The sequence below is a fragment of the Peribacillus sp. JNUCC 23 genome (assembly GCF_053653995.1).
On sequence record NZ_CM132202.1, the window covers coordinates 3,128,778 to 3,148,688 of the forward strand.

The 19,911-nt window shown below is 37.7% G+C and carries 21 protein-coding genes; 4 read left to right on the plus strand and 17 right to left on the minus strand.

What is annotated here, in order from left to right; genetic code table 11:
• Window positions 1–61 precede the first annotated feature (61 nt).
• Entirely contained in the window at window positions 62–487 is a 426-nt protein-coding gene (cymR, locus tag JNUCC23_RS15100; protein ID WP_454212168.1) for a cysteine metabolism transcriptional regulator CymR, read from the minus strand.
• Between the two features lie 423 nt (window positions 488–910).
• Here cymR and JNUCC23_RS15105 point away from each other — a divergent pair, with 423 nt between their 5' ends.
• On the plus strand, window positions 911–2,203 hold the full coding sequence (locus JNUCC23_RS15105; protein ID WP_454212170.1) for a replication-associated recombination protein A: 1,293 nt from the start codon (window positions 911–913) through the stop codon (window positions 2,201–2,203).
• A 139-nt stretch (window positions 2,204–2,342) separates the two neighbouring features.
• Here the strand turns inward: JNUCC23_RS15105 and JNUCC23_RS15110 are convergent, their stop codons facing one another.
• Window positions 2,343–3,290, minus strand: coding sequence for an ABC transporter permease (locus tag JNUCC23_RS15110; RefSeq protein WP_062177724.1), 948 nt, complete (start codon window positions 3,288–3,290; stop codon window positions 2,343–2,345).
• A complete protein-coding gene (locus JNUCC23_RS15115; protein ID WP_062177721.1) occupies window positions 3,290–4,207 on the minus strand; it encodes an ABC transporter ATP-binding protein in 918 nt (305 codons plus the stop codon). The genes JNUCC23_RS15110 and JNUCC23_RS15115 overlap by 1 nt, the downstream gene beginning before the upstream one ends.
• A gap of 228 nt (window positions 4,208–4,435) precedes the next feature.
• On the opposite strand from JNUCC23_RS15115, the gene tagU reads away from it, so the two are divergent.
• Window positions 4,436–5,371: a polyisoprenyl-teichoic acid--peptidoglycan teichoic acid transferase TagU gene (gene tagU, locus JNUCC23_RS15120; protein WP_403069859.1), complete on the plus strand. Its 936-nt coding sequence runs from the start codon at window positions 4,436–4,438 to the stop codon at window positions 5,369–5,371.
• A 457-nt stretch (window positions 5,372–5,828) separates the two neighbouring features.
• On the opposite strand, the gene JNUCC23_RS15125 is transcribed toward tagU, so the two are convergent.
• Complete coding sequence (locus JNUCC23_RS15125; protein WP_454212173.1) at window positions 5,829–6,284, minus strand: hypothetical protein; 456 nt, start codon at window positions 6,282–6,284, stop codon at window positions 5,829–5,831.
• A 192-nt stretch (window positions 6,285–6,476) separates the two neighbouring features.
• On the opposite strand from JNUCC23_RS15125, the gene JNUCC23_RS15130 reads away from it, so the two are divergent.
• Window positions 6,477–7,667, plus strand: coding sequence for an MFS transporter (locus JNUCC23_RS15130; protein WP_403069855.1), 1,191 nt, complete (start codon window positions 6,477–6,479; stop codon window positions 7,665–7,667).
• Window positions 7,668–8,186: 519 nt separating this feature from the next.
• Here the strand turns inward: JNUCC23_RS15130 and JNUCC23_RS15135 are convergent.
• Window positions 8,187–9,521, minus strand: a complete 1,335-nt coding sequence (locus JNUCC23_RS15135) for an RNA-guided endonuclease InsQ/TnpB family protein (protein ID WP_454212175.1) — start codon at window positions 9,519–9,521, stop codon at window positions 8,187–8,189.
• 348 nt (window positions 9,522–9,869) lie between these two features.
• Here JNUCC23_RS15135 and JNUCC23_RS15140 point away from each other — a divergent pair, with 348 nt between their 5' ends.
• The gene (locus JNUCC23_RS15140) at window positions 9,870–10,505 is read left to right on the plus strand and encodes a 2OG-Fe(II) oxygenase (RefSeq protein ID WP_403069849.1); all 636 of its coding nucleotides are present in this window, start codon (window positions 9,870–9,872) and stop codon (window positions 10,503–10,505) included.
• Between the two features lie 357 nt (window positions 10,506–10,862).
• Here JNUCC23_RS15140 and rpsN read toward each other — a convergent pair whose 3' ends face one another.
• The 12 genes from rpsN to melA form a co-directional block, all read right to left on the minus strand.
• Complete coding sequence (gene rpsN / locus JNUCC23_RS15145; RefSeq protein ID WP_403069846.1) at window positions 10,863–11,132, minus strand: 30S ribosomal protein S14; 270 nt, start codon at window positions 11,130–11,132, stop codon at window positions 10,863–10,865.
• Window positions 11,133–11,221: 89 nt separating this feature from the next.
• The gene (gene rpmG, locus JNUCC23_RS15150) at window positions 11,222–11,371 is read right to left on the minus strand and encodes a 50S ribosomal protein L33 (RefSeq protein WP_403072028.1); all 150 of its coding nucleotides are present in this window, start codon (window positions 11,369–11,371) and stop codon (window positions 11,222–11,224) included.
• 228 nt (window positions 11,372–11,599) lie between these two features.
• The gene (locus JNUCC23_RS15155) at window positions 11,600–12,781 is read right to left on the minus strand and encodes a GTP-binding protein (protein WP_454212178.1); all 1,182 of its coding nucleotides are present in this window, start codon (window positions 12,779–12,781) and stop codon (window positions 11,600–11,602) included.
• Window positions 12,782–13,188: 407 nt separating this feature from the next.
• Complete coding sequence (locus tag JNUCC23_RS15160; protein WP_454212180.1) at window positions 13,189–13,692, minus strand: hypothetical protein; 504 nt, start codon at window positions 13,690–13,692, stop codon at window positions 13,189–13,191.
• Window positions 13,693–14,321: 629 nt separating this feature from the next.
• Entirely contained in the window at window positions 14,322–15,134 is an 813-nt protein-coding gene (locus tag JNUCC23_RS15165) for an aminoglycoside N(3)-acetyltransferase (protein WP_454212182.1), read from the minus strand.
• Between the two features lie 134 nt (window positions 15,135–15,268).
• A complete protein-coding gene (locus tag JNUCC23_RS15170; RefSeq protein WP_172796815.1) occupies window positions 15,269–15,415 on the minus strand; it encodes a hypothetical protein in 147 nt (48 codons plus the stop codon).
• A 288-nt stretch (window positions 15,416–15,703) separates the two neighbouring features.
• On the minus strand, window positions 15,704–15,841 hold the full coding sequence (locus JNUCC23_RS15175) for a hypothetical protein (protein WP_172796814.1): 138 nt from the start codon (window positions 15,839–15,841) through the stop codon (window positions 15,704–15,706).
• A 176-nt stretch (window positions 15,842–16,017) separates the two neighbouring features.
• Window positions 16,018–16,545, minus strand: a complete 528-nt coding sequence (locus tag JNUCC23_RS15180; RefSeq protein WP_454212184.1) for a hypothetical protein — start codon at window positions 16,543–16,545, stop codon at window positions 16,018–16,020.
• Window positions 16,546–16,607: 62 nt separating this feature from the next.
• Window positions 16,608–16,814, minus strand: a complete 207-nt coding sequence (locus JNUCC23_RS15185; RefSeq protein ID WP_403069829.1) for a helix-turn-helix domain-containing protein — start codon at window positions 16,812–16,814, stop codon at window positions 16,608–16,610.
• 9 nt (window positions 16,815–16,823) lie between these two features.
• On the minus strand, window positions 16,824–17,300 hold the full coding sequence (locus JNUCC23_RS15190) for a DUF2975 domain-containing protein (RefSeq protein WP_403069826.1): 477 nt from the start codon (window positions 17,298–17,300) through the stop codon (window positions 16,824–16,826).
• Window positions 17,301–17,563: 263 nt separating this feature from the next.
• Window positions 17,564–17,908, minus strand: a complete 345-nt coding sequence (locus JNUCC23_RS15195; protein ID WP_403069823.1) for a hypothetical protein — start codon at window positions 17,906–17,908, stop codon at window positions 17,564–17,566.
• 664 nt (window positions 17,909–18,572) lie between these two features.
• Window positions 18,573–19,901 (minus strand): alpha-glucosidase/alpha-galactosidase, encoded by a 1,329-nt coding sequence (gene melA, locus JNUCC23_RS15200; RefSeq protein ID WP_403069820.1) that lies wholly within the window; start codon window positions 19,899–19,901, stop codon window positions 18,573–18,575.
• Window positions 19,902–19,911: the final 10 nt, after the last annotated feature.

A 19,911-nucleotide genomic window follows, 5' to 3' on the forward strand; every position in this document is an offset into this window, starting at 1 on the left:
GCTTCTACGTAGTGTAGTCTTGGAGTTAAACCCTTTTTATCCCTTCACCGTTTTAAAGGTATTAAATATAAAACATATACGAATCATGTTCGCTATCATCTTTATAATTCGCTAGATCCTCAAGTGTCGTACTGTCTAGGACATCCTTTACTGCATCCCGAATCCGGACCCATAGTTGGCGTTTAATTGGTTCTTCATCCTCAATTCCTTCAACCGGGGTAATCGGGCCTTCCAGTACGCGGATGATATCACCAGACGTAATTTCTTTCGGTTCTTTCGTTAAAATATAGCCGCCATACGCTCCACGAATACTGCGAACTAAGCCAGCATTTCGAAGCGGTGCGATCAGCTGTTCTAAATAATGTTCTGATAAATTATGTGTCTGTGCAATCGACTTAAGCGATGTCGGACTCTTCCCCTCGTCATACTGCTTTGCCAATTCAATCATAATGGTTAAGCCATAGCGGCCTTTTGTCGAGATTCTCATCGTTTACCCACCTTTATGTTTTCCTTCAATTTATAACCTATATCATTATTTCATGATCGGATTAATATGCTTTAAAAATTATAGCATAATCCTAAGTAAAATGCATATTAGTGCATGTTCAAACAGGAGGATAAAGTGAAACCTCAATCAGTGGGGTTTTACTGCCCGTTAATGCGGGATAAAAAAAGCCGAGAAATTCTGCGAGCGCATCTCGAGAATCTTTCGCGTATTCAATATTACGTGAGGAACAGATCTTGCACAGGACGTACGCGATTTTAACAGAAGGTCAAAATTGCGCGACAAAGAAATTCGCAAGCTTTTCTTTACCAAACTTTTTGAACACACTCCGTTAGCCTATTTACGTTCTTTTTCGTGAAAAATATGATACCTTTATCTTACACAAAAGCTATAGGAGCGATGACAATGTCCATAAAACCACTTGCATTTAGGATGCGCCCCCGTTCTATCGAGGAAGTGATGGGGCAAGAGCATCTCGTTGATGAGGGAAAAATTATCTATCGAATGGTCAAAGCAAAACAGCTTTCTTCGATGATCTTATACGGCCCGCCTGGGGTTGGCAAAACATCCATTGCTAGCGCGATTGCTGGCAGTACCCAATTCGCCTTTCGTACTTTGAACGCGGTGACTAATAATAAAAAAGATATGGAAATTGTCGCTGCCGAGGCAAAAATGTCAGGGAAAGTCATTCTGTTATTAGACGAAGTTCATCGACTCGACAAAGCGAAACAAGATTTCCTGTTACCATATCTTGAAAATGGCATGATTACATTAATAGGAGCGACAACAAGTAACCCTTATCATGCAATCAACCCAGCTATTCGGAGTCGTTGTCAAATTTTCGAATTAAAAGCACTTGAACCCGATGACATTGTTACGGCTTTGAAACGTGCGATCGATGATGATGAACGAGGACTTGGGAAATATTCTACAGATGTAAGTGAGGAAGCACTCCTTCATTTGGCAACCGCCTCCAATGGTGACGTTAGAAGCGCTTTGAACGCCCTAGAGCTCGCAGTCATCTCAACAGAGCCTGACGACGATGAGACGATTACGATTACAGTGGAAATTGCAGAGGAATGCATTCAGAAAAAAAGCTTTTCTCACGACAAAGACGGTGATGCCCATTATGACGTGATTTCTGCCTTTCAAAAATCCATTCGTGGCAGTGATGTGAATGCCGCCCTTCATTATTTAGGTCGTTTAATTGAAGCAGGCGATTTAGTCAGCATCGCCCGTAGACTCGTCGTCATTGCCTACGAAGATGTCGGTCTCGCTAATCCACAGGCTGGACCTCGTGCATTAGCAGCAGTCGAAGCAGCTGAACGCCTCGGCTTTCCGGAAGCACGTATCCCACTCACTAATTCAGTCATCGAGCTGTGCTTATCCCCTAAATCAAACACAGCAATTATGGCGATTGACGCAGCACTTGCTGATATTCGGGCCGGAAACACTGGTGACATACCTGACCATCTGAAGGATGCCCACTACAAGGGGGCCAAAGAACTCGGACGCGGCGTTGAATATTTGTATCCGCATAACTATGAAAGTGGCTGGGTTAAACAGCAATATTTGCCAAATAAACTGGTTACTAAAAAATATTACCAGCCTAAAACGAGCGGAAAATTTGAACAAGCCCTTGCAGCTGTTTATGATAAAATTGAAAAAAACGCCAAGCCTAATCCTACACGGAAATAAAGGCTTGGCGTTTTTTATAACCTATATCAAACTACCAATTTCGGATTTGCGTGACTGAATACACTCCGTTTGCAATGGAAACGACCTGAATTAAGCTGGAATGCACTTCATTCGCGTCAGTTTCCGGTTTTGAACGGTATTAAGCTGCTACATCTCGTTTTACAAAAGCCCAGAATGCTACGACAAGGAAGATGATGAAATACACAAGTAGCACAATGAGCGAGAACGCTAAGGTCATACCTTCAACCATCGGTGTACCTGTTCCAAAGTACGGAAGCAAATTCGTATTTGCGAATAGTAAATATTTTGCCCAATCAAAGAATCCCGCAATGATAGATGTTACAATACTACCGACTAATAGTAGGAAGATGGATAGTCCGATAGCAAGGGAACTGTTCCGGAAAGCAGCCGAAATCATGAACGCCATCGTGGTAAAAATCAGCAAGCCAACCGAACTCAATGCGTATTGGGAAAGTAAAAATGGAATTTGTGCACGTTCAACAATCTGACCATCTAAATAGGCCAAATGTGGCTGGTTCTGCTCAAACCCAAAGAAAGCAGCTCCTAAAATAAAGCTTAAAACAAATAAAATAGCTAGCATAAATAGAGCATATAATAGGACCGTTATGTATTTACTCAACAAAATTTTCGCTCTATTAATCGGGCGAATCAGCAACAGTTTAATCGTACCCCAGCTAAATTCACTTGCCACGATTCCCGCCGCGATAATGATCGTAAACAATGCTACGATATCGACTAACCCCATCATCCCATTCATAAACGTCCATACGTTATAAGACGTCACTCTTGGCATTTCATGTGTGATGCGGTACTCATTCTCAGCAATGACTCTTTCAACCTCTTTTTTATAAGGACCTGGAGTTGACTTGAGCTCTTCCTTTAAGTCTTTATTTTCTGCCTCCAGTGCCGTCTTCCAGTTTCCATTATCGCCAGTTTCAGTGCCCTGGTTATTTATAAACGTCATCCCAATCGCCGCAACCAACACAATGATCGCAAGGATCCCAATCATAATATAACTTGATTTCCGCTTAAAAATCTTGATCCATTCATTTGCGAGTAATCCCATTAAGCGATCCCTCCTTTTTCACTTGTAATTTCAAGGAATTTCTCTTCAAGAGATTGATTGACTTGTTTCACTTCATAAATATCACATTGGTTTTCAACGAGTCGTTTTACTAGTTTCGGAACATCAACAGATTCACCTTCCACATGAAGGTGTTGCTTCGTCATTTTCACATTTATCCCTTCAAATGCATGTTGCAACACATTGAAAGCTTGATCAATCGGTTTTGCTGAAATCACATAGGAAACATTGCCGCCATTCACCATGTCATTCACAAGTTGCACATCAATCATACGCCCATTTTGAATGATGCCAATCCGATCACACATCATTTCCATTTCAGACAATAAGTGACTCGATACGATCACGGCCATGTCTTCCTCGCGAGCTAGTCGTTTCAAGTAATCACGGATTTCCCGGATACCGGCTGGATCAAGTCCATTCGTCGGTTCATCCAAAATCAATACTTTGGGACGATGAAGCAAGGCCTGTGCAATACCAAGTCGCTGACGCATCCCTAACGAATAGGTCTTCACTTTCTCTTTCATTCGATTCTGCAACCCAACAAGCTCTGCAACTTCATCAATCCGCTCTAGCGTTACGCCTTTTACCATCCTTGCATAATGCTTCAAATTATCATAACCAGACATAAATTTATACATTTCAGGATTCTCAACAATAGCGCCCACTTTACTGATCGCTTCTTCAAAATTAGCTTTCACACTATGTCCATCTATGAAAATATCTCCTGACGTTATCTTCATCAATCCAACAAGCATCCGAATCGTCGTTGTTTTCCCAGCACCATTCGGCCCAAGAAAACCAAACACCTCCCCCGCGTGCACATCAAAACTAAGATTATCAATAATCGTCTTACTACCAATTTTCTTCGTGACGTTATTTAACGAGACAACTACCAAATCAAATCCACTCCTTTTCAGCAAACATCGTATAACCACTCATTATTAAAGGAAATACTTATAAATTTTAACATTATCTGTCTAATATGTCACATTAAGATTCGCTAAATTTTCGTTAAGATTCGCCAGTCTAAGTCATTATTCCACCATAAAACACTATCCAATTCTAGTAAATTTCTATATAATGAATTTTAAGTCCCATTTCTGTAAATAGGAAGGAAGTACTAGATGAAACGTTCAAATAAAACAAAGAAGAAAAAGAGATGGCTGAAGATTATCAGTATCACCCTTCTCATTTTGGTAGTAGCAGGTGGCGCTTATGCATTTTCCGTCTATCATTCTCTTACAAAAGCGGTTAATACGATGCATACACCGATTGAAGATCGTCCCATTTCTGATAAACGACAAAGCGAAATCGTCTATACAAACCAGGAGCCATTTTCCGTCCTCTTGCTAGGGGTTGATGAACGTGATGGAGACAGTGGACGCTCTGATACGATGATCGTTTTAACCGTTAACCCAGAAACAAATTCCGTGAAAATGTTAAGTATCCCACGCGATACTCGAACTGATATTATCGGCAAAAATAAAGTGGACAAGATTAACCATGCCTATGCATTTGGTGGCGTGAAAATGTCGATGGATACAGTCGAGAACTTCCTCGATATTCCATTAGATTATTACGTAAAGATCAATATGGAAGGGTTTAAGGATATCGTAGATTCAGTTGGCGGTGTTGAAGTAAACAATGACTTAAACTTTAGCTATGGTGGAGATCATTTCCCAGTTGGAAAAATCGAATTAGATGGAGCAAAAGCTTTAAACTTCTCTCGTATGAGAAAAGAAGACCCACGCGGTGACTTTGGCCGTCAATACAGACAGCGTGAAATCATTCAAGGAGTCATTAATAAAGGGGCAAGCTTTGCTACATTAACAAACTACTCGACTATTTTTGAAGCATTAAGCAAAAATATTGAAACAAATCTTACATTCTCGCAAATGAACGACATCCAAAAACACTATCGCGCTGCAGCGAAAAGTGTTGAACAAATGGAGATTAAGAGTGAAGGTAAGAAAATCGATGGAATCTACTACGGAATTGTAAGTAACGAAGAAAAACAAAGAATTCATAACGAGCTAAACGTACATTTAGAATTAAAATAATGAAGAATGTCAAAAGGGTCTGACCTTGCACTCACCACACAGTTTATCGTGTTATTTACACTCCATTTAAACTGTATGAAGTAGTTGCTAGGTCTGACCCTTTGCTTTTGGTCCTCCCTCTTCATTTTTAGTTTATGAAAATAATGATTGAGCAAAAACAGACGATTGTTTGACAAAATACGAGTCTATGCAAAAAATTTGTAGGAATTTATCTTGTTTATATTAGCGTAATTCGCGGTATACTTTTGATAAGGAGAAAGTACTTTTTCCCTATAATTTGAAAAATAGGAGTCGATCGTCATGAAAATTAAAGCTGGCAGTTGGACAATGCTTACCTCACAAGAGAAAATGTTCATCCTAAAGGCAATTAGTAATCGTGCAAAGAGATCTATGTAAAACCTATTATCGTATTTTGAATGAAAAAGGAGAAGTACAATATTTCAGCTTTATTCTACACCTAAAATCGATAATCCCATAGGATGAGCCACTCTCCTTTTTCCTTCACAACATAACAGTTTTGTTGCATCGTAAAAATACCAAATTGAGAATGAAAAGTAACGTCAACCGGTACTTCATAGACCTCAGCAAACACTTTACCTGCTTTATTCATTCTCCATCCTTTCTTTTTCTTCGCCTTACCAATTTCATAGAAAAATGTATCAACGTCCATATGCTGCATAAAAACATGTGAACGAGTTTGGATATAATTTGCTTTTGGAAACCGAATCTTCATATCAGGGTGAAACAATGACCATGATTGATCAAAACTCCCCTCAGCTTCATACATATAAAAATCATGAACCACTTTTTCAGGGCTGCTTGGGAGCCTAAGCATAACAAAAAGGATCATTCCGATTATGATGGCCGAGATAACCAACAATACAATCCGCCTTTTATATCTTCTTTTCCTCACAACCTCCACCTGCCATTTCCTAAAACAAGCTCTTCTTCATATGTATGTCCGATCATGAAACAGATATGTCATAATTTGTGGCGATAAAAATATATTTAGTAACACGAAAAACCCCCTATCCTAAACAATAGCTTTATCATCCAAATTCTAGTAAAATATATACATATGAGGGGAATGAAGGAGGGCTTATAGATGGACAAAGCTTTAGTAACACAACGTCCTCAAGGTAAGGATAGAATATGGACCCGTGATTTTGTGATGATTTGTATCGCTAACTTCTTTATTTTTCTCGGCTTTCAAATGACATTACCGACCATTCCGCTCTTTGTTGAATACTTAGGGGGAAATGATCAATTAATTGGCATGGTCGTTGGGATTTTCACGTTTTCCGCCTTGATTGTACGCCCATTTGCAGGACAAATTCTTGAAACACGAGGAAGAAAGTTTGTATTTTTATTTGGTCTTTCTATATTTGTTCTTACAGTTGGAGTATTTGGTTTCATGGCCAGTATGTTTATGCTATTCGCTCTAAGGGTCGCCCAGGGCATCGGTTGGGGCTTTTCTTCCACTGCTTCCGGTACAATTGCAAGCGATATCATTCCTGCGAGCAGACGTGGTGAAGGGATGGGTTTTTACGGCCTGTCTGGAAATCTAGCACTGGCTATCGGTCCTTCACTCGGTCTAGCACTGGCTGGAAAACTATCATTTCAAACACTATTTCTTCTATGTGGAGCATTAGGACTAGTAGCCGTTGCACTCGCTTCAACCATTCACTACAAAAAAGGCGAAAAAGCCGCTGTAAAAACGACAACCCGTAAATTGGATCTTTATGAAAAAACGGCTTTGCAACCATCGATTTTATTATTTTTCATTACCGTAACATTCGGCGGGATTGCCACGTTTCTCCCACTCTATTCAATGAAACAAGGAGTCACAGGCATTCAATGGTATTTCCTCATCTATGCGATCGCTCTTTTATTTACACGTCTTTATGCAGGAAAACTATATGATACAAAAGGTCACAAATTCATTTACATTCCATCGGCTATCTGTATTCTCATCGCTATGCTGCTCCTCGCATGGCTTCCAAATAACATCGTGCTCTACACAGCCGCCATATTCTACGGTCTCGGCTTCGGAACGGTCCAGCCAGCACTCCAAGCATGGTCCATTGAAAAGGCGGAACGAAATCGAAAAGGAATGGCCAACGCGACCTTCTTCTCCTTCTTCGATCTTGGCGTAGGGATTGGTGCCATCACTTTCGGACAAATCGGCTACCTATTCGGTTATCGAAGCATTTATTTAGCATCAGCTCTTTCTATTTTTATTTCGATGATTATTTATTTATACTTTTTAAAGAAAAATGAACGATCGCTTGTGTAAAGCAGATTCTTGGAGTCTATGAAATGGTATTGCTAGAATATCAAGATCGTTTTAAAACGCTCATATCTTAATGGAGATCGAGACAGTACGATCAAAAGGCGACGCTTTCAACCAATAGTCTGTTACATAACAAATATAAAGAGCCTGTTATGAAAAAATTGCGATCATAACAGGCTCAAATTTCATGAATCAATGTATGAAATGCCTCGGCATCGCCTTGTTTAGGGCGCTTTACCACCTTCAATTTTGCAACCTTCTTTTCCCTTCACCCTATTAAAGAAAATGGTACAACAAAACGATTCAAGTTTGATAATTTTTTAAAAAAACCAGCTCCCAGACTGCAATGGATGCCTTTTGAATTGAAACACTGTATTTGACCACTCCCACAGCTAAAGCAGTGGGATTCTTTTTCGCAAACATTTCACTTACAAACTCCCAAAGGAAGTCGCAGAGGCAAAACTTTTAGCGAACAACTCTCGATAGAAAAACCGTCCATCGAAAGGGCAAGGTCTGTGCCTACTACGCCGTCCGTCCGGCGATACTTTTCTCTTTTTTCGGTTGATCTTTTGGATGTTTGGCTTTTTGTCTTTCTTCCCTGGACAAAAAACGCTTATTCCAAACCGGTTGCTTATATAAAACCGAAAGAAGTGATTTCGTTTCCATGTGATATTTCTTGCGCACAATATTTTGCGCTCCATTCACATCACGATGGATTTCTGTTTTATGAACAGAACATACGAAGGTTCTTCCGTTTGCTTGGTGTCGCCCCCCACAAAACGGACAATCTTGGGAGGTATAGCTTTCTTCTGTTTCTTCCATGCGGATCCCTTTTAATTGGGCTTTGTATGTCAACTTTTGTTTGATTTTCCCCTGATTCCATAACGATAATTGTTGTCGTCTTTTTTTATTGTTTTTCCGTTTCTTTTCCCTATTTTTCTTTGTATTTTTTTCAATACCGGATACGTTTCCAATGACAAAGTTTGTTACTTTTTCTTCTTCTAAAAAAGAAATAACTTCTTTTGTTGTCTTATGTTCCAACTCTTCAAGCTGATTTTTTGTCTTTTGTCGAATTCGTACGCTTGCCTGTCTATATTTTTTCCATTGACGAGAGCCCTTTTTACAACGAGACATTTTCTTACTTAAATCGGCTACTACCTTTGCACGGAATTGAGAAATACTACGCATCACTCGACCCGAAACTACTAATGCTTGATCCTCGGTCGCTACCGTTACGGAGTGAATTTCACCTAAATCTCCACCTGCCGCTTTAAAAGCATATGATGAAGTGTCTTTTTCTGGTACAGATACCGAATAACAAAACCAATACGCTCCGTTTCTCCACACTACTTCAGCATAGTTGCACGTTTCTAAGATTTCTTCTGACCGATTGGGAATAACAATCGTTACATTTCTCTTCGGCACCTTTTCATTCCAATTTTTATTTTTCTTTTTGGTTAATAGATCAGAAAGTTGGAATCCATATTCCACTTTTTTAATCGTAATCGTTTCTTTAGAGACATCCATTGACGCTTTTTTTAATGGAATACAATAATAGTACTTTCTTCGCCACGGATACCTTGCTTTTTTATCTGTTTTTCGCAGTTGTCGAATGGTTTCACGATTCGCCACATATTTATCCGCAATGGCCTGAACAGTTTGAGAATGAAGATGATACGTTTGTTTTCGGATTGTTTGGATTTCCGTTTTACTTAACCACTTTTTAAAGCAAATATAATAAGATGTTGCTTCTCTGACTATATCGTTCCAAACGGAAGCTGCTTCTCGCTGCATCAACCTTAACTCCGAATACAATTTTTTATCATAAAGTATTTTAAATGAATGAGTCACAAACACGGTGTTTTCCCCCTTCCCTATTATTTAAATAATTCCATAATTCAATTTTAAAGAACATACGTTCCATTTTCAAATAATACGTTCACTTAACGCACAAAAAAAATCGAAACATGAACATGCCTAATGACATGCCTGTTTCGACCTCACTACCATCCCACCTCTGAAGAAGTGGGTTTTCTCGTTCGGAAAAGTCTGTAAGATTCCTGAAAAATAATATTTTCTTTATCAGCTGAATAGGAAACCGTTATAAACGTGCGGTTCATGATATAATGATCATAGATCATAACTTACAAAAAAAGTTAAAATTAATCATTCCGAAAATTAAATCTCCTGAGGAGTCGATGAAAGTTGACAGTGGATAGTAAAGAACAAACGATTTTTAATCATATTGGCAATACAATCAAAACAGAAGATAGAGAAATTAATATCATTGCTAGATTAGAAGAACCACTAGTCGTAATTTTAGGAAATGTGTTGAGTGACGAAGAATGTGACGAGCTAATTAGATTATCAACTGACAAAATGCATCGTTCTAAAATTGGAGTGACACACGATGTTAATGAGATAAGAACAAGTAGTAGTATGTTTTTTCAAGAAAATGAAAATGACATCATTACCAATATTGAAAAAAGAATAGCAGCGATTATGAATATCCCCATTGAACATGGCGAAGGGATTCAAATTCTTAAATATACTCCTGGTCAAGAATATAAAGCTCATTTTGACTTTTTTACATCTACAAGTAAAGCAACAAATAATAATAGAATTAGCACAATGGTCATGTACTTAAACGACGTGGAGCATGGCGGAGAAACTTTTTTTCCGAAACTAAATTTTTCAGTCTCCCCACAAAAAGGAATGGCGGTGTATTTCGAATACTTCTATAACGACCAAAACGTAAACGAACGAACTTTACATGGTGGAGCGCCCGTTATTACTGGCGAAAAATGGGTTGCAACACAATGGATGAGAAGACAAAAATAGGATATTTTTTACCTGTATTCTTACGTTCCGAGACGGACAGATCCTCTCAAAAATCATGATAGGGCTTTAACTTAGTCGTTTCCTAAAAGACTATACTAGCACCACGTAACCCTACCAAATCGTTGGTCTATACCTTTTCTCATTCTATCTGTGCAATCCATTCATTTCATTCGATTGCACCTACCATTTCATATTGTGGCAGAAATTCAAGGAAAATTGAATTCATCATGCCCTCCGCAAAAATTTCCCGCGGCTTGAATTCGGGGCTGCCCCATAACAAAAGGGTCAGACCTCGCAACTACTTTATATTGTGATTAGAGTGCGAGGTCAGACCCTTTTAGAGCAGCCCCTGTTTCATTACCAGCTTGCTTTCTTCACGCCAGGAATTTGTCCTTTATGTGCATAGTCCCTAAAGGCAATCCTGGACATTTTGAACTTTCTTAAGAATCCTCTTGGTCTTCCTGTCACTTCACATCTATTTTTCAAACGTGTCGGTGATGAATCTCGCGGCAGTTTACTTAGAGCCACATAATCTCCTTTTTCTTTTAGATCCTGACGGATAGCTGCATATTTCATCACCATTTCTTGCCTTTTTTTCTCTTTTACAACTTTAGACTTTTTCGCCATTTTCCGATTCTCCTTTACTTACTTTTATTAAAACAAAATCATTACGTTTTATAAATTAAAACCTATTCACTCAATAATCAGCGTTATTCTTATTTTGTTTCTCTGTGCAAAGTACGTTTTTTCAATCTCGGACAATATTTCATAAGCTCAATACGGTCGGGATTGTTCCGTTTATTCTTCGTTGTCACATAATTCCGATCTCCTGTTTCTGTACATGCCAATATAATATTTACTCTCATCATGTTTCCTCCTCATGGATTTATCTAGATTTTATATATGAAACAAATATGGCGTTAAAACGCCACCATTTACTATGAAGAATCCATCCTGTATCACGCTACACTCACTCACCTAATCACAATGGTGGCGGCGCGAAGCCCGATTTTGGATGCTTTCTCGATAAAATCAGTATACCTGATAAATAGATTGGCTATATTAGGAAGCCGCGAAGACCCGCCCCATGTCCTTCATACAAATGAAGGCAGAGGATCGATAAATTTCGTCCAATCCTGGACCATCTCTTCTTCTGTAAGCAAGCATGCATCCAATGTCTGCTCGACTTGCTTTTGATCCATACTGATGCCGATCATGACTAATTCTGTTATACGGTCCCCATATGTATCATCCCAGCGATTGAGAAGCTCGGGTTCTTCTGCCAATAGTTGTTTTCGTTCCGCTTCCGGATAAGCTGCGATCCAATTTCCTGCTCCTTGAATCGTCAAAGATGGTCCTGCTTGCGATATTAGTCCAGAAATATTATTCCTAGTAGCTAGCCAAATAAATCCCTTCGCTCGAACGATCTCAACTGGCCAATCTTTTAGCCAAGTCATCAGCCTCTCAGGATGGAATGGCTTATGACGACGATACACGAACGAAGATATGCCATACTCCTCTGTTTCCGGAATATGCTCTTCGTTTAATTCTTTTAGCCAACCTGCTCCTTGGCTTGACGTCTCAAAATCAAACAGACCTGTGTTTAATACTTGATCAAGTGGGACCTTCGAATACTCACCCTCGATAATTTGCGCTTGCGGATTAAATTTTTGCAAAACGGCTTTTAATTCCTGAATATTGGAATGGGCTACTAAATCTACTTTATTCAGCACAATCACGTTTGCAAATTCAATTTGATCCATTAATAAATCAGCTACCTCCCTTGCATCCGTTTCATCAACGGCCTGTTTACGATCAAGTAGACTTTCTCCAGAAGCATAATCGTGCCAAAAGCGGTTCGCATCGAGAACCGTCACCATCGTATCCAGCTTGCAGTATTTAGACAAGTCGATTCCTAAACTTTCATCCACATATGTAAAGGTTTGAGCTACTGGAATAGGTTCACTAATCCCGCTTGATTCGATGACGATATAATCGATGTCACCTAGCTTGGCCAACTTCTCTACTTCAATTAGTAGATCTTCTCTGAGCGTGCAGCAAATACAACCATTTTGCATTTCCACCAATTTCTCGTCCGTTTTCTGGAAGCCACCTTGTTTAACTAATGCAGCATCTATGTTCACTTCACTCATATCATTGACGATAACAGCTACTTTCAATTGCTCACGGTTTGCTAAAATATGATTGAGCAAAGTCGTTTTTCCTGAACCAAGATACCCGCTCAGTACGGTAACTGGAATCTTTTGATTACTCAACATGTTCACTCCCTCACGCGAAATCCCCTCTGGATATTCCAATTAACAAATCAAAATCATTACGTTTTAAATTCTAAAAAAATGAGTAACGTTTCGATAGACCTAAAGAAAACCTCATTTGCGTTATATTTGCTTAATCATTATAAAACGTAACGGTTCCTATTTGCAAGCGATTTTTAAAAATAACGGCGTTAAACAATCCTGTTGTAAAAGAATATTTGGGCTCATTCGTGTGAATCCGTGGGCTCACACGCCTTTTTAGAAGCATGGTAACTAAAAAACAAAAAGAAGTTGGATATCTAAAAAAACGTCCACCTCCCTTTATTACTCAAAGTTATGATTATGTTTACTTCACATGAAAATGGTATTAAAAAAATGAATTATAACGTGATAGAATGATATTTAATTTAATCTAAATAACCTAAATTTGATAGTGCTAATAAATAATGTTCAAACATAATATTTCCTAACTGACAATCTTCTTTTTCAATTCCTGCTAGAATAAGTAATCGATCAAATAATCTTGAACTACTTCCTACAAGCTTGAGATCTTCAATATATTTGCCTTCCATTGAACCAATAAATACTACCAAATACTCCCCATTTTGAATACGAGTATATTCAAATTCAGTTAAATTATTAGGATCTGAGGGATCTTGTTCATTCATAATCTTCATGTGTATCAAACTTTGTTTTTCTTCTTCTGTAAATAATTTATCTAAGATTTCCTTATTATCTAACTTGTAACATTTGATGAAATTATCTACATTTTCTGGTTCTAACAAAAAGTCCATATCTTTTACATGGATTTCTTTTGATAAATATTCCTCTTTCATAACAACATCAACATCTGATAATTGGTATTTATTCGGTATATTCAAAAGTTGATATTTTTCATAAAGTTCTTTCATATTTTATCAAATCCTTTTATTAAACATAGAATGAGTGTCCAACTGTTTAATTGGATTTACTTTCTAATGTTGTTCTTAAATTTTGCCTTGCAAGAAAAGGAACTACCGTTATAGTTCCCTTGGACTAATATGATATCTGTTCACTTTCCTTGAATTTCTTAGATAGATAATATTCGACAAATATAAGCCCTGCTGAGGCCCCCAAGGCAATAGAAAATGCTGTTAAAACATTCAAATTAGGTTTGGAAATTGCGTTAACAATTAAACTACCATTAAAAAACACGAAAAATACATTAAAAACCTAAACATAGTGCGCTTCTATTGCTTTCCCTCAAGACATTATCAGTCTGATACACCTATCCAATTTATTAAATAAATCTTGCCCTTTAATAGAATTAGAAAAAGGTTGCCGCAAACAATCCCTTTACTGCTAGGTAAGGGGTTGTTTGCAGCAACCTTTCCCATTGCTCACACCGAACAACATGTTACTTTCACCACATATCAGTGTTCCACCTAGTCCAATTCGTACAATTCTATGTATTCTGTGAAGCGAGTAACGCACAAGAAATGAAATGAACGGCTATTGGGATTCACGCAAGTTTTTACTAAACCATTTGGTAAAACCGCAGTCAGCCTATATGTTTACTATCATAATTTTCAAACCATTTCTCAGCAAAATTAACTGCTTCTTTAAGTGAAAAAAGGCGACTTTTAGCAGAACCGACTAAACCAGATGTAAGATCATATTCTGCCTCAAATGCTTTACCGACTTCTTCAAAAAGTTCCTCTCTATATTCGAGGTCTTTATATTCTTTCCATAGCCTTTTGTCTTCTACTATCATAGGAGCACCTTTACTAATAACTTTCTGATTAGGAATCCTGTATTCAGCAAGATGAAAACAAGTATTACTATCAAAACCAGCACCTAATAATAAGACAAATGACTGACGCATATACAGTTTTCCTAAAGGAGATTGTTCACCAAGTCCAAAATTAAGAGATTGTTGATGAAGAATTTCATGTTTATCCTTTCCCCAAGCTATAAAGGAGTAATTTGGATGAGAACTTCTTAAAACTTCTGGATAAGACCTGAATACCTCAACTATTTTTCCCATCCCAGCAGTAGGGGTATAATCAGCATTGTAGGCCGGCATGCTTTCTTTAATTCCATGCCACCACTCCTCTGGTACGGGAGGGTATTGCCATTCTGAAGGATCGGATAATTCCACAGATTGAGAAGGCATCACGATGGTACCTTGTTCCGTAACCACATCCATTAATGCTTGAATAACAGCAACAGCTCCACCGTTTACCCATCCTAGAGACGATAAAGATGAATGTACGAGTACGGTCATTCCTTTATTTAATCCTAAAGCTCTCAAATCTTCGGCAATTGATTGTCTAGTTCTTGGAAAAGTTGTAGCTTCAATAATTGATTTCATTTCATTCGCATCTCCAATTCATAACCTGATGTTATACTTCATTTTCAACTGCCCTTCCCTCGTCAGTAAAAGAAAATCCACAGCAACAGCCTTCCATTATTGGACTCTTGCACCGTTTACTAGAATGACAGTGATCATTTATTTTTAATTTCTTCTAATAGAGAAATAACCTTTTCATTCTGTTCAATTATCGTTTGATTTTGCTGCCTAAATTTTGCAAAATCAAACAAAAATATAATTAAAATCGCTGGAACAAAGAGAACTAAAATAAGTTCAAGCATATCCCCACCTCCGAATCTCCCATTCATTCTAAATTATACCATTTTCGATTTCAATTAAACCGCTTACGTTAGTCGAAGTAGCAACATTCACAATCTATTAACTTATTACACTCAAAAAGCTTCTCGACTTTGAAAGTTCCTTTTGTTCCTTCAACAAATACTTACTTCTAAATAATTCTAAAAGCGCAGCTCATGTGCATATCTCAACAATTGCACTAGTACGATAAAAATTATTCGGAACATAAACAAAATGCAACAAACCGGCCTGAATAGACCGGTTTGTTGCATTTAACTTTCACCATCTGTTTTATCGTTCTGATCTTTATTTCTTTTATTTCCTTTACTGTTGTCCCCACTAACCGGAACTTGTCCGTGTAATTGTGGTGCATTTTGATTACGGCTACCTTTATTGAACTTTTTTGTCACGACTTGCATCTCCTTTCTTTTCAAATACAGTTTGTCCCTTTTTGGTGATCCTATGATTTTTACTTGAAAAGAAGCGCCATAATAGGTGATCGTTTATCGCTTCAAGATACACACATTACCCTGTTCAGGTACCCGTTAGCAAAAATATAAAGAATCTGTTCAATTTCATATTTCGGTTAATGGGCTACTTTCCTTTTGGATAATCCTGTAATAACCAAACACGTAATAAACGCAACTGTCGTAACGATTATAGCGAAAAATAATCCAATAGCCCTCATGAAAGTATCTTCACCTGGATAAGACGGTTTTATTGTCACGAACCAATAAACAAAAATAATGGTCAAGAACATATAAAAGCTGCTCCCGATCGTCCCCATCTTCCAACGGTTTCTTTTCGTACCTTGCCAAGCCTTATTTATTACGATCCATAAAATAATACTTCCGATTACAGCAAACAACATCACAAGTATATGAACAAATGGAATAATGAAATACATCAACACATAAAGCACAAGACAAGTTGAAAAAAATAGAACGGCATTCATGACGAATAGGAATATTCCAGCTAACCAATGATTTTGAAACCACATAGTACTTTTTAGCATATTTACCTTTTGGTTTTTCTCAAATTTGTCTATTATTGGATGTTTAAACAATATAACGAGTCCCACTCCAAAAAGACCGATTAATAATATCAATGTCATACTATCCCACCTAAAAGTTCTTGTTTTTCGGATAAAACAGAAGTCCCTTAATGCTTGTGTGTCTATGTACTTCTGTCTTCTAAAACATCACCAGGTTGACAGTCCAAAACCTTACATATTGCCTCTAAAGTTGAAAATCTAACGGCTTTTGCCTTGCCATTTTTCAATATAGAAAGATTAGCCATCGTGATACCAACTCTCTTTGAAAGTTCTGTTACACTCATTTTTCTTTTCGCTAACATCACATCAATATGAATAATAATTGCCATTTGGTCACGTCAGACTGTCAAATCGTTCTCTGATTTTAATTCCAGTGCACTTCTTAACAGTTCCTGGAGCACCGCAGTAAATAATGAAATAACCAGTGTTGTAAATATGATACCAGCACCAATCATTGCTATTCCAGGATGCAAAGCGTTTTGAAAGGCAAGAAAAAAGATCCCTGCTACATAGAAGATAATGATTGTAATGGCACAGTTCTTTATATGTCCTAACGACATAACAGCTAATTTTGAAAAAGCATTTTTACTTTCAATATACTTTAAAAGCTTTAATGATTGATACAAAGCAAGAAAAAGTGGTAGCGCAGTCATATACAAACCAAAAAGAACAGGAAATCTCAAATAAGCATACTCGGGATTCATCTCCGCTGCATCTCTTGCTAACCCCGGTAACACAAAGATACATAATCCAAGGAGTGTAAACCCAATAATAAAAGTAGTTACCTTTAAAAAAAGTATTGTTCCCCGTTTCATAAAGCACCCCACTTTATAAGTATTATCTAAATAATAATTCAATTATTATCGTTTTACAATAAAATTTTATTAAATTTGATTATATTTTTATTGTTAAAGTTATCTTGTGAAAAAGAATAGAACACAAAAAGAGCTACCTATAAAGGGTAGCTAAGATTGGTGAACGGCAAACCGGGCAACAGCTAAATACAGTAAAAGATTATTTCATTAAACACTACATACTGATTCAGAGTGAGCGTTCAAACTATAAGAGAAAATTGACGTTACCCTTCTTGACTGATTTGAGTATGAAATGAATAGTATTGTTTAAAGAAAGTAATTGCTTCCTGAGCATCTTGTATGTTCAGTTTTCTGCATAGATTAGCTAACGCTAGTAGTTTATCAGTCACGAATTTTTGTTTGTTCGTAGCTAGTACGTAGTAAATGAGAGTTTTTATGACAGAGGGTGGTAGCTTCATTTCGTTCAGCTTACGGAGAATATCTGATCGAGAACGAAGGGATGGCATGTATTCCTGGACTTCATTAAACACTTCCTCTGTTGAATGTGCTTCCAAAAATCGGGCTAGTTTTCTTTCCTTTGCTTCTAAAAGCTTACTATCATCACGCATTTCCTGTTCTCCTTCCAATCAACCGTTTCGAACTAATCTAGTTGGTTCTTAATAAAGAATACAAAATAGATGTCCCTCTTATTCTTAGCCTATTATTTCAGAAACAAGTCAAATGCGATGGTGATTAGCCATAGAACAGAAAGAGCACCCGATATATATATGCTTAAACTGAGTAAAATTTCCATCATAGCTCCTTATCCGAAGTTATCATCACAATTATTTAATTACGGTCGATTTTCAACTCCCTTCTTTTACAGCTAAAGCCAGTATAAACAAGCTATTTTTAAAATTTTGTCGATTCATCCAACATTTCCTATTTGTAATCGAACTGTTACCTTCTCTTAATAAAAGAAAACAATTTGTAATTTTCGTTACTGCTTTATGTCTAAGAAAACGTTCCCCTTAAAGTAGTACTACACATAGAAGCGTTGATTACTATAAAATTTAAAAGACTTTGTGAAAAAGTGGTTTACCTAGAGAACTTCTATTTAAGATATTATTATTGGGAGGGCATTTGGGGAAAAATTCGATAACCGAATAAACACGCTCAAATGATCAAACTTATTATAAAAAAAATCGAGCAAAAGGGTCAGACTCCGCAACTAGTATATATAGTGCGTGGTCTGACCCTTTTTAAGACAACCTCTAAATTACTCGCAAATTCTTATTTCACATAATCCTTAGATTCGTTTTTCGTAAATTGCGGCAACCAATCTCCATGTGCTTCAATTAACTCATCACACATTGAGATAATGTCATCCATGGATAGTTCCGCGCTTGTGTGTGGATCAAGCATAGCCGCTTGGTACACATGCTCACGTTTTCCAGTGACCGCGGCTTCGATTGTGAGGAGTTGTGTATTAATATTTGTCCTGTTCAGTGCAGCTAGTTGCTCGGGTAAATCACCGATGTAGGTCGGCATAATACCATTGCGATCGACAACACACGGTACCTCAACAACTGCATTTTCTGGAAGATTACTGATCAAGCGACCGGTATTTAACACATTTCCACCAAATTTGAACGGCACATTTGTTTCCATCGCTTCAATAATTCTTGAACCATACTCATGTGTTCGGCTATGTGTAAGCTGACTGTTGTTCACCATTTCTTCGCGCATCGATTCCCATCCCTCAAGTTGAGAAACACAACGACGCGGATATTCATCAAGCGGAATATTGAATCGTTCAATCAGCTCAGGATATTTGCTCTTGATAAAATATGGATGGTACTCGGCATTATGCTCGGAAGACTCGGTAATATAGTAACCAAACTTATCCATTAATTCGTAACGAACCATATCATCATGTTTTGTTTTTTGTTTTTCCTTTGCCCGGCGTTTGATTTCTGGATATAAATCCTTGCCATCGCGTTTGACCTCTAATAGCCACGCCATATGGTTAATGCCAGCAATCCGTTCTTCAATTCCTTCATGGTCCATTTCTAAGTCTCTAAACAAATGCTCGGTACAAACTTGAACACTATGACATAGTCCAATCGTTTTCACGTTTGTGTAGCGCAGCATCGCACCGGTTAAACTAGCCATCGGATTTGTGTAATTTAAGAAAAGGGCATCTGGACAAACCTCTTCAATATCCTTTGCAAAATCCAACATCACCGGAATCGTACGAAGGGCTCGGAAAATCCCACCAATACCTGTCGTATCGGCAATCGTTTGCTGTAAACCGTATTTTTTAGGAATCTCAAAATCGATTACAGTACTCGGTTTGTAGCCACCAACTTGGATCGCGTTGATCACATATTTTGCTCCACGGAGCGCTTCTTTTCGATCAGAGTATGATTGAATCGTCACATTACTATTATAGTTTTTCTTTAAGTTATTCAACATATTCTCAGAGTCTTGTAGACGTTGCTCATCAATATCGAAAAGGGCAAATTCAAACCCTGCTAATGCTGGTACAAACAAACAATCTCCTAGGACGTTTTTAGCAAAAATCGTACTTCCTGCTCCAATAAATGTAATTTTAGACATTTTTCATCTT

Bases quoted from the DNA above. Each gene is read 5' to 3' on its own strand.
- melA (WP_403069820.1), bottom strand. From the start codon at position 19,901: ATGTCTAAAATTACATTTATTGGAGCAGGAAGTACGATTTTTGCTAAA.
- JNUCC23_RS15195 (WP_403069823.1), bottom strand. From the start codon at position 17,908: ATGCGTGATGATAGTAAGCTTTTAGAAGCAAAGGAAAGAAAACTAGCC.
- rpsN (WP_403069846.1), bottom strand. From the start codon at position 11,132: ATGGCGAAAAAGTCTAAAGTTGTAAAAGAGAAAAAAAGGCAAGAAATG.
- JNUCC23_RS15165 (WP_454212182.1), bottom strand. From the start codon at position 15,134: ATGAAATCAATTATTGAAGCTACAACTTTTCCAAGAACTAGACAATCA.
- JNUCC23_RS15190 (WP_403069826.1), bottom strand. From the start codon at position 17,300: ATGAAACGGGGAACAATACTTTTTTTAAAGGTAACTACTTTTATTATT.
- JNUCC23_RS15185 (WP_403069829.1), bottom strand. From the start codon at position 16,814: ATGGCAATTATTATTCATATTGATGTGATGTTAGCGAAAAGAAAAATG.
- JNUCC23_RS15110 (WP_062177724.1), bottom strand. From the start codon at position 3,290: ATGGGATTACTCGCAAATGAATGGATCAAGATTTTTAAGCGGAAATCA.
- JNUCC23_RS15105 (WP_454212170.1), top strand. From the start codon at position 911: ATGTCCATAAAACCACTTGCATTTAGGATGCGCCCCCGTTCTATCGAG.
- JNUCC23_RS15170 (WP_172796815.1), bottom strand. From the start codon at position 15,415: ATGCTTGAACTTATTTTAGTTCTCTTTGTTCCAGCGATTTTAATTATA.
- cymR (WP_454212168.1), bottom strand. From the start codon at position 487: ATGAGAATCTCGACAAAAGGCCGCTATGGCTTAACCATTATGATTGAA.
- rpmG (WP_403072028.1), bottom strand. From the start codon at position 11,371: ATGAGAGTAAATATTATATTGGCATGTACAGAAACAGGAGATCGGAAT.
- JNUCC23_RS15130 (WP_403069855.1), top strand. From the start codon at position 6,477: ATGGACAAAGCTTTAGTAACACAACGTCCTCAAGGTAAGGATAGAATA.
- tagU (WP_403069859.1), top strand. From the start codon at position 4,436: ATGAAACGTTCAAATAAAACAAAGAAGAAAAAGAGATGGCTGAAGATT.
- JNUCC23_RS15160 (WP_454212180.1), bottom strand. From the start codon at position 13,692: ATGAAAGAACTTTATGAAAAATATCAACTTTTGAATATACCGAATAAA.
- JNUCC23_RS15180 (WP_454212184.1), bottom strand. From the start codon at position 16,545: ATGACATTGATATTATTAATCGGTCTTTTTGGAGTGGGACTCGTTATA.